At 40.2% G+C, this 12,349-nt stretch carries 11 protein-coding genes and 1 pseudogene; all 12 read left to right on the top strand.

The features are described from left to right. Nucleotides 1-15: 15 nt before the first annotated feature. The 12 genes and pseudogenes from icd to ABEV15_RS04280 all read left to right on the top strand — a co-directional run bounded on the left by icd (nucleotide 16) and on the right by ABEV15_RS04280 (nucleotide 12,300). Nucleotides 16-1,290, top strand: a complete 1,275-nt coding sequence (icd, locus tag ABEV15_RS04335) for an NADP-dependent isocitrate dehydrogenase (protein WP_429633925.1) — start codon at nucleotides 16-18, stop codon at nucleotides 1,288-1,290. Nucleotides 1,291-1,313: 23 nt separating this feature from the next. Further along, a complete protein-coding gene (gene mdh / locus ABEV15_RS04330) occupies nucleotides 1,314-2,252 on the top strand; it encodes a malate dehydrogenase (RefSeq protein WP_498852451.1) in 939 nt (312 codons plus the stop codon). Nucleotides 2,253-2,306: 54 nt separating this feature from the next. Then, nucleotides 2,307-2,594: pseudogene (locus ABEV15_RS04325) on the top strand (hotdog family protein); the annotation flags it as partial. A gap of 52 nt (nucleotides 2,595-2,646) precedes the next feature. Continuing rightward, entirely contained in the window at nucleotides 2,647-3,363 is a 717-nt protein-coding gene (locus ABEV15_RS04320; RefSeq protein ID WP_498852450.1) for a winged helix-turn-helix domain-containing protein, read from the top strand. After that, nucleotides 3,356-5,119 carry a two-component system histidine kinase PnpS gene (pnpS, locus tag ABEV15_RS04315; RefSeq protein WP_498852449.1) on the top strand — a complete coding sequence of 588 codons (1,764 nt, stop codon included), beginning with the start codon at nucleotides 3,356-3,358 and terminating at the stop codon, nucleotides 5,117-5,119. Before ABEV15_RS04320 ends, pnpS begins: the two co-directional genes overlap by 8 nt. 194 nt (nucleotides 5,120-5,313) lie before the next feature. Then, nucleotides 5,314-7,941: a DNA polymerase I gene (gene polA, locus ABEV15_RS04310; protein ID WP_498852448.1), complete on the top strand. Its 2,628-nt coding sequence runs from the start codon at nucleotides 5,314-5,316 to the stop codon at nucleotides 7,939-7,941. Between the two features lie 16 nt (nucleotides 7,942-7,957). Beyond that, a complete protein-coding gene (gene mutM / locus ABEV15_RS04305) occupies nucleotides 7,958-8,779 on the top strand; it encodes a DNA-formamidopyrimidine glycosylase (protein WP_498852447.1) in 822 nt (273 codons plus the stop codon). Nucleotides 8,780-8,846: 67 nt separating this feature from the next. Next, complete coding sequence (gene ytaF, locus ABEV15_RS04300; RefSeq protein WP_498852446.1) at nucleotides 8,847-9,470, top strand: sporulation membrane protein YtaF; 624 nt, start codon at nucleotides 8,847-8,849, stop codon at nucleotides 9,468-9,470. An 11-nt stretch (nucleotides 9,471-9,481) separates the two neighbouring features. Continuing rightward, on the top strand, nucleotides 9,482-10,084 hold the full coding sequence (gene coaE / locus ABEV15_RS04295; protein ID WP_429633584.1) for a dephospho-CoA kinase: 603 nt from the start codon (nucleotides 9,482-9,484) through the stop codon (nucleotides 10,082-10,084). 106 nt (nucleotides 10,085-10,190) lie between these two features. Continuing rightward, a complete protein-coding gene (locus ABEV15_RS04290; protein WP_498852445.1) occupies nucleotides 10,191-11,219 on the top strand; it encodes a glyceraldehyde-3-phosphate dehydrogenase in 1,029 nt (342 codons plus the stop codon). A gap of 239 nt (nucleotides 11,220-11,458) precedes the next feature. Beyond that, nucleotides 11,459-11,833: an adenosylmethionine decarboxylase gene (gene speD / locus ABEV15_RS04285; RefSeq protein WP_012574217.1), complete on the top strand. Its 375-nt coding sequence runs from the start codon at nucleotides 11,459-11,461 to the stop codon at nucleotides 11,831-11,833. A 74-nt stretch (nucleotides 11,834-11,907) separates the two neighbouring features. Continuing rightward, a complete protein-coding gene (locus ABEV15_RS04280; protein WP_498852444.1) occupies nucleotides 11,908-12,300 on the top strand; it encodes a cytosolic protein in 393 nt (130 codons plus the stop codon). Nucleotides 12,301-12,349 lie beyond the last annotated feature (49 nt).

Here is a 12,349-nt window from a genome sequence, read left to right as displayed (position 1 = left end):
TTGGAGGTCGTTATCGTGATGCAAGGAGAAAAAATTACGGTTACAAATGGAGTATTAAACGTTCCAAACTATCCAATTATTCCATTTATCGAAGGGGATGGAACAGGTCCAGATATTTGGGCAGCGGCTTCGCGCGTATTAGAAGCAGCTGTTGAAAAAGCCTATAAAGGTGAGCGGAAAATCGTTTGGAAAGAAGTGCTCGCAGGTGAAAAAGCGTTTAAATTGACAGGTGAATGGTTGCCGCAAGAAACGCTCGATACGATTCGTGAATACATAATTGCGATTAAAGGGCCGTTGACAACGCCGGTAGGTGGCGGGATCCGTTCATTGAATGTTGCGCTTCGTCAAGAGCTCGATTTATTTGTATGCTTACGTCCAGTTCGCTATTTCAAAGGAGTTCCTTCGCCAGTAAAACGCCCTGAAGATACAGATATGGTGATTTTCCGTGAAAATACGGAAGACATTTATGCAGGTATTGAATATGCAAAAGGAACACCAGAAGTGAAGAAATTGATTGATTTCTTACAAAATGAAATGGGCGTTCGCAAAATTCGCTTCCCAGAAACGTCAGGCATCGGTATTAAGCCGATTTCAGAGGAAGGAACGAAACGATTAGTGCGCGCAGCAATTAAATATGCGATTGAGCATGGTCGCAAATCGGTTACGCTCGTTCATAAAGGAAACATTATGAAATATACAGAAGGTGCGTTCAAAAACTGGGGATACGAATTAGCTGAACAAGAATTTGGTGACCAAGTGTTCACATGGGCGGAATATGACCGCATCGTTGAAACGCACGGAAAAGAAGCTGCAAATCAAGCGCAAGCGGAAGCAGAAGCAGCAGGAAAAATTATTATTAAAGACGCGATTGCAGATATTTTCTTGCAACAAATTTTAACTCGTCCACGCGAATTTGATGTCGTTGCGACGATGAATTTAAACGGTGACTACATTTCTGATGCGCTTGCAGCACAAGTGGGCGGCATTGGCATTGCACCAGGTGCAAACATTAACTATGAAACAGGTCATGCTATTTTTGAAGCGACGCATGGAACTGCACCGAAATATGCAGGATTAGATAAAGTGAACCCATCGTCCGTCATTTTATCAGGCGTGATGATGTTTGAGCATCTCGGTTGGAACGAAGCAGCGAAATTGATTATTGATTCAATGGAAAAAACGATTGCATCTAAAGTAGTCACATATGACTTTGCTCGTTTAATGGAAGGCGCAACAGAGGTGAAATGCTCACAATTTGCAGATGCCCTCATTCAAAATATGGGGGAATAAAATAAAAAAGAGGATGGAAGAACGTGGGTATGAAACGTAAAAAAATCTCAATTATCGGTGCTGGATTTACGGGAGCGACAACAGCGTTTATTTTGGCGCAAAAAGAGCTTGGTGATATCGTTCTTGTCGATATTCCACAATTGGAAAATCCGACAAAAGGAAAAGCACTCGATATGCTTGAATCAAGCCCGGTTCTCGGTTTTGACGCCAACATTATTGGTACATCGGATTACGCGGATACGGCTGATTCTGATATTGTTGTCATTACAGCTGGAATTGCCCGGAAGCCAGGGATGAGTCGTGATGACTTAGTCACGACAAACCAAGGCATTATGAAAGCGGTGACGAAAGAAGTCGTCAAATACTCGCCAAACTGCTATATTATTGTATTAACAAATCCAGTTGATGCAATGACATATACAGTGTTTAAAGAATCAGGCTTCCCGAAAAACCGCGTCATCGGTCAATCAGGTGTGTTAGATACCGCACGTTTCCGTACATTTGTTGCGCAAGAATTAAATTTATCTGTCAAAGACGTTACAGGATTTGTTTTAGGCGGTCATGGAGATGATATGGTGCCGCTTGTGCGCTACTCATACGCAGGGGGCATTCCGCTTGAAACGTTAATTCCAAAAGAGCGCTTAGATGCCATTGTTGAACGTACGCGTAAAGGTGGCGGCGAAATCGTCAACTTGCTTGGAAACGGTAGCGCCTATTATGCACCAGCTGCTTCGCTTGCTGAAATGGTTGAAGCAATCGCGAAAGACCAGCGCCGAGTTCTTCCAGCCATCGCTTATTTAGAAGGCGAATACGGATATGAAGGCATTTATTTAGGGGTGCCAACGATTTTAGGTGGCAACGGAATTGAAAAAGTGATCGAACTTGAACTAACTGAGGAAGAAAAAGCTGCATTAGCGAAATCTGTTGAATCGGTTAAAAACGTGATGAAAATGTTACAATAATAAAAAATTCGGGGACGTTCCCCGAATTTTTGTATATGGTCAAACAAAGGGGAGATGGACATGCTAAGCAAAAAACGCAAAATTGGACGTTTAATTTCAGATATTTCAGTTGGGGAGAAGCTCGTATTAACGGAAGCGATTGAAGATAAAGACTTATTGTTATATTTAGGGCTCACAAACGATGCTAATCCGCTTTATATTCAACATGACTACGCATCTCAAACGCCATTGAAACGTCCGATTGTACCAGCCATTATGTTAACAGGCATTATTACATCAGCTATTTCAAAATATTTGCCGGGACCAGGAAGTCACATTATTTCTCAAACGATTGAATTTAAAAATAACTCGTTATAATAAGAATGTAACAAATTTACGTTGTTGGAGGATGGCTATGTCAAAACGTGTATTAGTTGTCGATGATGAGCATTCAATCGTCACGTTATTAGAGTACAATTTAAAACAGGCGGGATTTATTGTATTGACTGCTTATGATGGGGAAGAAGGGCTAAATAAAGCATTAGAGGAACGTCCTGATTTTATTATTCTCGATTTAATGTTACCGAAATTAGATGGCATTGACATGTGCAAACAATTGCGTCAACAAAAAGTGATGACTCCAATTTTAATGTTAACAGCAAAAGATGATGAGTTTGATAAAGTGCTTGGGCTTGAATTAGGCGCTGACGATTATATGACAAAGCCGTTTAGCCCGCGTGAAGTTGTTGCGCGCGTCAAGGCTATTTTACGCCGAACAACTATTCATGGACAAGAAGAAAAGCAAGAAGACAGCGACGATTCACTCATCGTCGGACAATTAAAAATCTTCCCAGATCGTTATGAAGCATATTTTGCAGAACAAAGATTAGAACTAACTCCAAAAGAATTTGAATTGTTGGCATATTTGGTGAAATATAAAGGGCGTGTGCTGACGCGCGACCAATTGCTAAGCGCGGTTTGGAACTATGATTTTGCGGGAGATACGCGCATTGTCGATGTACATATTAGCCATTTGCGTGAAAAAATCGAACAAGATACGCGAAAGCCAGTATACATTAAAACGATACGCGGATTAGGATATAAGCTAGAGGAGCCAAAAGCGGATGAATAAATTTCGCTCTCGGCTATTGCTTGGACTTATTTCGGTCATTTTATCTGTTTTATTTGGGCTTGGCTTGTTATTAGGCCAACTATTCCAAAAATTTTATGCCGACACCGTGCATGACCGAATGGAGAAAGAAGCAAAGCTTTTAGCACTATATATGGAAAATGTATCGCTTCACTCATCGCCGTTTGAACAACGATTACGAACCATTAGCGATATGTTGTCCGCTCGCATCACGATTGTTGACCGGGAAGGGAAGTTGACATTTGATACGAACAATTACGTAGCGATTGACGAAAAGCTTCATAAAAAAATGATTCAAACGTTATTAAAGCAAGAAGATCGGTCGGTCATGTTTGAGGAAGATGAAAATTTGTACTATTATGCCGTTCCGTTTTGGCAAGGTGATAAGCGACTGGGAAACATCGTCATCAGTTTGCCTATGGATGCGATTGAACAGGTAAATGAACAAATTTGGCTGTTGCTTACGTTCAGTTTAAGCATCGCTTTTTTCGTTATTCTTTTATTAGGAATTAAAATTACGAACCAATATACAAAACCGATTGAAGCCGCGACAAAAGTAGCGATGGAGCTTGCACGAGGCAATTATAAAGCGCGAACGTATGAAAGCCGCGAAGGTGAAACAGGGATGCTTAGTCAGTCATTAAACATTTTAGCGCGCAATTTACAAGAGATGGTGCGCATGCAAGAAATGCAGCAAGATCGTTTGCGTGCGCTCATTGAAAATATGGGAAGCGGTTTAATTTTAATTGATCAACGAGGTTATATTTCCTTGATGAATCGCGCGTATAAAGAAATGTTTCATATCGATCCGTCTGACTATGTTCATCGTTTATATTATGAAGCGTTCCCTCATAAAGAAGTCATTGCGCTTGTAGAAGAAATATTTATGACGGAAGTGAATGTACGTAAACAATTGCTTCTTCCCGTTGGGATTGAGCGAAAACATTTTGAAGTATACGGAACACCGATTATTGGAAAAAATGATGAGTGGAAAGGGATTATTGTTGTGTTCCACGATATTACTGAGCTAAAAAAGCTCGAGCAAATGCGAAAAGATTTTGTGGCGAACGTTTCGCACGAATTAAAAACACCGATTACTTCAATTAAAGGGTTTGCGGAAACGCTATTAGATGGAGCGATGCATGATGCGCAAACGCTTGAATATTTTTTAACGATTATTTTAAAAGAGAGTGAACGATTGCAACATTTAATTCAAGACTTGCTTGATTTATCAAAAATTGAGCAACAAGGATTTACGCTAAATGTATCAGTCGTTAACTTGCATGAAGTATTAAAAGAAGTCATTGTCATGCTTGAAGCAAAAGCGAACGACAAACAAATTACAATTGAATGGACATCAAATACACCACTTTGTTACATGTACGGTGATTTACATCGTCTTAAACAAATTTTCATTAATTTAATTAGTAATGCGATCACATATACACCAGCTGGCGGGCGTGTCACCGTTTACGTTGAAAAAGACGATAAGGAAGTGCGCGTTCATATAAGCGATACAGGCATCGGGATTGAACAAAAAGAAATTCCGCGCATTTTCGAACGGTTTTATCGTGTAGACAAAGCACGAAGTCGCAATTCAGGTGGAACAGGTCTTGGCTTAGCCATTGTAAAACATTTAGTTGAGGCGCATCACGGAACGATTTCTGTAAAAAGCAAAGTCGGTGTAGGCACGACATTTACTGTTCATTTCCATATAGATGCTTGCATAAGTGAATGATTTTTAACGATATATTTACAAATGATTTACCATATATTAAAAAAATATTGGTAAGATAGCATGTGAAAACCCCTTCATCCAAGAAACCGATTGTCTTGGAATAGGCGAGGACGACGAATGTTCTCGTCTTTTTTCTTTTTTCGCAATGATCGTGGTAAAATAAGCGTAAGCGAATAAAGAGGAGGGTTTTCGGTTTGGCAAACAAATTAGTGCTTATCGACGGCAATAGCATCGCTTATCGAGCTTTTTTTGCTCTGCCGCTTTTACATAATGAGAAAGGAATTCATACAAATGCAATTTACGGTTTTACAATGATGTTAATGAAGATCATTGAAGAAGAAAAGCCGACGCATATGCTCGTTGCGTTTGATGCAGGGAAAACAACGTTTCGTCATGAATTGTATACCGAATATAAAGGCGGGAGACAAAAAACACCACCAGAACTATCGGAACAGTTTCCGTTTTTACGCGAGTTGCTTGATGCGTATAACATTCGTACGTATGAGCTTGAAAATTACGAAGCAGACGATATTATCGGGACGCTCGCTACGCAAGCAGAAAAGGAAGGTTTTCGTGTTGTCATCATTTCAGGAGATCGCGATCTAACCCAATTAACATCTGATCGCATTCATGTACATGTGACGAAAAAAGGGATAACAGATATGGAGCGATATACCCCACAACATGTGCATGAAAAGTATGGATTAACCCCAGCACAAATTGTTGATTTGAAAGGATTAATGGGTGATACGTCAGATCATATTCCGGGAGTTCCTGGGATTGGAGAGAAAACCGCGCTAAAGTTATTGAAAGAATACGGAACGGTTGAAAACGTGCTTGCGTCAATTGAACATCTTTCGGGAAAAAAACTAAAGGAAAATTTACAAATGTATCGTGAACAAGCGTTATTAAGTAAACAGCTAGCAACGATTCATCGCGATGTTCCGCTGACGTTATCGCTCGATGAATTAGCATGGGAGTCATATGATAGCGAGCGGGTGGCAGCGTTATTCCAAGAGCTCGGTTTTATTTCATTGATGGACAAAATCGGTCAACCTTCACATGAGAAAGCATCGTTAACGAACATTTCTTTTGAGACTGTTCAAACGATTGATGAACAAATGTTGACAAAAGAGAGCGCTCTTGTTGTCGAAGTCATTGATGTGAATTATCATCGAGCACCGATTCTCGGTTTTGCGCTTGTCAATGAACGCGGGCACTTTTTTATTCCAACGGACGTTGCTTTAGCGTCATCTGTATTTAAAACGTGGCTTGAGGATGAACAATGTAAAAAAAGTGTGTTTGACGCAAAACGAGCGATAGTCGCGTTAAAGTGGAACGGTATTGAACTAAAAGGCATTGACTTTGACTTGTTATTAGCCGCGTATTTACTCAATCCAACAGATGCAAACGGAGATATTGCAGCCGTTGCTAAAACGAAGCAATATACAGAAGTACAAAGCGATGAAGAAGTGTATGGCAAAGGAGCAAAGCAAGCGATTCCACCCACAGACGTATTAGCTGAACATCTCGTACGAAAAGCAAAAGCGATCGCTTCGTTAAAAGAAACATATATCCATGAATTAAAGCAAAATGAGCAATTTGAATTGCTTATTCACTTAGAATTGCCGCTTACATTCATTTTGGCAGAAATGGAGTTTATAGGGGTAAAAGTAGATGTGAATCGTCTACAAGATATGGGCAAAGAGTTTACTGCCCAACTTCAACAAATTGAACAACGCATTTATGAACTAGCAGGTACGACATTTAACATCAATTCTCCAAAACAGCTTGGAACGATTTTATTTGAGAAACTTCAGTTGCCGATTGTGAAAAAGACGAAAACAGGTTATTCGACGTCCGCAGACGTCTTAGAAAAGTTAGCGCCATACCATGAGATTATTGAACAAATTTTGCATTATCGTCAGCTTGGAAAATTACAATCGACGTACGTAGAAGGATTAATGAAAGTCGTACGTCAAGATACAGGTAAAGTGCATACAATTTTCCAACAAGCACTGACGCAAACGGGGCGTTTAAGTTCAACGGAGCCGAATTTGCAAAACATTCCGATTCGTATTGAGGAAGGGAGAAAAATTCGGCAAGCGTTCGTTCCATCTTTTGATGATTGGGTCATTTTTGCTGCTGACTATTCGCAAATTGAGTTGCGTGTTTTAGCCCATATAGCAAATGATGAAAATTTAATTGCAGCGTTTCATCATGATTTAGATATTCATACGAAAACAGCGATGGATATTTTTCATGTGAAAGAAGAAGAAGTGACTGCTCAAATGCGCCGTCAAGCAAAAGCGGTTAACTTCGGCATCGTTTATGGGATTAGTGACTACGGATTGTCACAAAACTTAGGCATTACGCGTAAAGAAGCAGCTGAATTTATTGAACGATATTTCCAAAGTTATCCTGGTGTAAAACGATATATGGAAGAAATTGTGCAAGATGCAAAACAAAAAGGATATGTGACGACATTGCTTCATCGTCGCCGTTATTTGCCGGATATTACAAGTAGTAACTTTAACGTTCGCAGTTTTGCTGAGCGAACAGCGATGAACACCCCAATTCAAGGAAGCGCTGCGGATATTATTAAAAAAGCGATGATTGATTTAGCTAAGCGTCTGCATGAAGAACGACTGCAAGCCCGCTTGTTGCTGCAAGTACATGACGAACTCATTTTAGAAGCGCCAAAAGAGGAAGTAGATTTGTTGAAAAACATTGTTCCCGATGTAATGGAAAACGCTGTCTCATTACGTGTTCCATTAAAAGTCGATTATCATTTTGGACCGACATGGTATGATGCAAAGTAAGGAAGGATGAACGAGCATGCCAGAATTACCTGAAGTCGAAACGGTGCGACGCACATTGCTTCCTCTTGTTGTTGGTAAAACGATCGAACGTGTGAAAGTGCATTGGCCAAAAATTATTCAGCACCCTGATGTAGCCACGTTTTGTGAACGGTTGAAAGGACAGACGATTCACGATATTCATCGTCGTGGGAAATTTTTACTATTTCAATTTGATGATGTCGTTCTCGTTTCCCATTTACGCATGGAAGGACGCTATATATACGAAAAAGAAAGTGCCCCATTTGATCAGCACACGCACGTCTTTTTTACATTTACCGATCGTACGGAACTCCGTTATCGTGATGTGCGCAAATTTGGGACGATGCATTTGTTCGATAAAGGAGAGGAATTACGCGTTCCTCCTTTGTCGAAGGTCGGACGTGAGCCGTTTGATGAGCGGTTTACCGTTTCATGGCTTAGCGAGCAGCTGCAACGGACAAAGCGAACGATCAAAGCGACATTGCTTGACCAAACGATTGTTGCAGGATTAGGTAATATTTATGTCGATGAAGTGTTGTTTCGTTCGTTCATTCACCCTGAACGCATAGCGGCTACGCTAACTACTCAAGAAATCGAAGCGTTGCATAGCGCGATTATTCAAACGATACAAGAAGCGATTGAAAAAGGGGGAAGTACCGTTCGAACGTACGTAAACACGCAAGGGAAGACGGGGACGTTTCAAACACAATTGTACGTATACGGTCGTGTGAATATGCCTTGTCGTCGGTGCGGAAATCCAATTATAAAAACAGTTGTAGCTAATCGTGGCACGCATTATTGTAAATATTGCCAAATATAGTGTAAGAACATCACGTCAGCCCCTTCCATATACTATGGTAGTTTTTTAAAGGAAGGGGCGAACGCATGTGATCACATGGTCGTTATGTTTACTTGCTTTAGCGGTTAGCATTGATGGCTTCACCGTTGGAATTACGTATGGCATGCGGAATGTATATATTCCGCTTCGTTCATTGCTCATTATTTCGCTTTGTTCGTGCACGACTTTTTTAGTTGCAATGGGCATTGGGCGGATCATGTATGTGCTTTTTTCACCGATTGTTGCCAACGCTATCGGTGGAAGTATATTGATCATATTAGGATTATGGATGATTATTCAATCCGTGCTCAAGCGAGATAAAAATGAAGAAAAGTTTATTATGAATGTAGAAATTCGTTCGCTTGGGATTGTCATTCAAATTTTACGCAAACCAACGATGGCTGATTTTGACCGATCGGGTACGATTACAGGAATGGAAGCAGTATTTTTAGGTGTGGCGTTATCACTTGATGCGTTTGGAGCTGGAGTGAGCGCAGCGCTTTTAAATTATTCCGTGACGTTTACTACGTTTCTCGTTTGTTTGCTTAGCTTTTGTTTCTTATTTAGCGGCTTAAAAGTCGGAAAGGTGTTTGGGAAATATAAATGGTTAAAAAAATATTCGTTTTTGCCTGGGATTCTGCTCATCGTGCTTGGGATTTTTAAAATGAGGTAGAGGTGACAACAGTGTTAACGATTGGATTAACAGGGGGCATCGCAAGCGGAAAAAGTACGGTCGCTGCGATGTTCCGTGAGTTACATATTCCTGTGATCGATGCAGATGAAATCGCTCATCGTGTCACAGCAGTTGATGGCGAGGCATATAAGCCGATTATAGAAACGTTTGGGCGCGACATTTTAGATACAAACGGGGCGATTGATCGTCGCAAGCTTGGAACGATCGTATTTGGCGATGAGCAAAAGCGAAAACAGTTAAATGCCATTGTTCATCCGCTTGTCCGCAAACATATGTTGTTACAAAAAGAACAGTATATGAAACAAGCGAAAAAAGCAATTGTTTTGGATATTCCTCTTTTATTTGAGAGCAAGCTTGAACATCTCGTTGATCGTATTCTCGTTGTGTATGTAGATGAACAAATTCAACTTCGGCGCCTTTGCGAGCGCAATGGCTTTTCGTTTGAAGAAGCATGGGCGCGTATAAAAGCACAAATGCCGCTTGAAGAAAAAAGAAAGAAGGCAGATGCGGTCATTGATAATAACGGAACGATTGAAGAAACGAAACAACAATTGTATGAATGTTTAATGCACTGGGGTGTCCTTGAAAAATAGGATGCCCTTTTTTTATTTTTTGTAGCATAAACACATTAAAAATGTTATACTTTTTTTGTATATTACAGATAAATAGTATAACATATATATCGAAAGGGGCTATATAATGAAAGCGAGAGTAGCGATTAATGGGTTCGGACGCATTGGGCGAATGGTGTTCCGAAAAGCGATTGTTGAAAATGATTTTGACATTGTAGCGATTAATGCGAGCTATCCGCCTGAAACGTTAGCTCATTTAATAAAATATGATTCAAACCACGGTAAATTTGACGGGGATGTCATTCCGGTTGAAGATGGTTTGATTGTAAACGGAAAAAAAGTAAGTTTGTTAAATTCGCGCGATCCACGGTTATTGCCATGGGGGGAGCTTCAAGTTGATATTGTCATTGAAGCAACAGGAAAATTTAATGCAAAAGAAAAAGCTATGATGCACGTCGAAGCAGGGGCGAAGCGCGTCATTTTAACTGCGCCAGGAAAAGATGAAGATGTAACGATTGTTATAGGGGTCAATGAACATATGCTTTCTCCAGAGCACGTTATCATTTCAAACGCTTCATGCACGACAAATTGTTTAGCGCCTGTTGTGAAAGTGCTTGATGAAGCGTTTGGCATCGAAAATGGACTTATGACAACGGTACATGCATATACAAACGATCAAAAAAATATTGACAATCCGCATAAAGATTTGCGCCGTGCACGTTCGTGTGCACAATCGATCATTCCAACAACGACAGGTGCAGCAAAAGCGTTAGCGCTCGTCTTGCCACATTTAAAAGGAAAAATGCACGGCATGGCGCTGCGCGTTCCAACACCAAACGTTTCACTTGTTGACGTCGTTGTCGATGTGAAAAAAGATGTAACGGTCGATGAAGTGAATGAAGCATTTATGCAAGCAGCTCGCGGGGAGTTAAAAGGCATTTTAGACGTGACGATGGAACCGCTTGTGTCCATTGATTTTAACACAAATCCACATTCTTCCATTGTCGATGGCTTATCAACGATGGTGATCGAAAATCGCAAAGTGAAAGTATTAGCATGGTATGATAACGAATGGGGATATTCGTGCCGAGTTGTTGATTTAACAAAACTTGTCGCAAAACAATTGCTGAAAAACGAAGCGATCGCAATGTCATAACGCTGGGGATCCCAGCGTTATTTTCATACCCATTTTACAAAAAATAAAAAACAATATTGAAAAATATATATAAACGAAGTATACTATTTTTCGTGAACTTCTTGAACGCGTGGTAATGTGACTACTTAAAGGGTTAGGACCTCTTTGGACTAACTTTCCCCCGTGGTAGTTATACATTCCAGAAAGCAGAAGAAATTCATCGTTTATTTTTTCAAAATTAATTAAAGGGGGATACGATCATGGATACAATGGGTCGTCACGTTATCTCAGAACTTTGGGGATGCGATTTTGATAAGTTGAATGACATGGAGTTTATTGAAAAAACATTTGTTGATGCCGCACTAAAATCTGGTGCTGAAATTCGTGAAGTTGCGTTTCATAAATTTGCACCACAAGGCGTTAGCGGCGTCGTCATCATTTCCGAATCACATTTAACGATTCACAGTTTTCCTGAACATGGTTATGCTAGCATCGACGTTTACACATGTGGGCATTTAGATCCAACAATTGCAGCTGACTATATTGCAGAGGCGTTAGGAGCGCAAACGCGGGAAACGATTGAATTGCCTCGTGGTATGGGTCCAATTGAAATTAAACAAGCGAAAGCTTTATAATAAAATGTAAGAGAAAAAGAGGTGTAGATTCTGCACCTCTTTTTTATCATTTGTGCAAAGCGAGGAGATGAAAGGTGAAATGGAAGTACGTATTAACGAATCATAATGAAACATCTGAACGTCACCCGGATGAACAGTTAAAAAGCCGCTATTATAAAACGACGCAAGCGGCTGCATTAAAAGCGGTAAAAGAAATGTTTGAACAAATGGACGGTTGCGATATTGTAGCGATTTCAGAAGAACGTGGAGAACTGAGCGTATCGCTAACGAAAGGAAAAAAAGTGTTTATCGTCGTGACAATTATTTCTGTTCGACCGTTTGAAACAGCAATTGATTTTTCGGTGACGACAGAAACGAAATGGCTTCCGATTGATTTCGGATTTAGCCGTCAACTTATTATTCGCTTATATGATCAATTATCTAAACAATTAACATATATCGGATCGGGAATATATAGCGACAAGTAGTTGTATATGCGCCTTTTTTTGTCTACTATAAGGGTAAGATTACTGGCAG

This window comes from Bhargavaea massiliensis (assembly GCF_050480245.1).
Classification (GTDB): Bacteria; Bacillota; Bacilli; order Bacillales; family Anoxybacillaceae; genus Anoxybacillus.
This window is presented reverse-complemented; position numbering and strand designations above follow the sequence as displayed.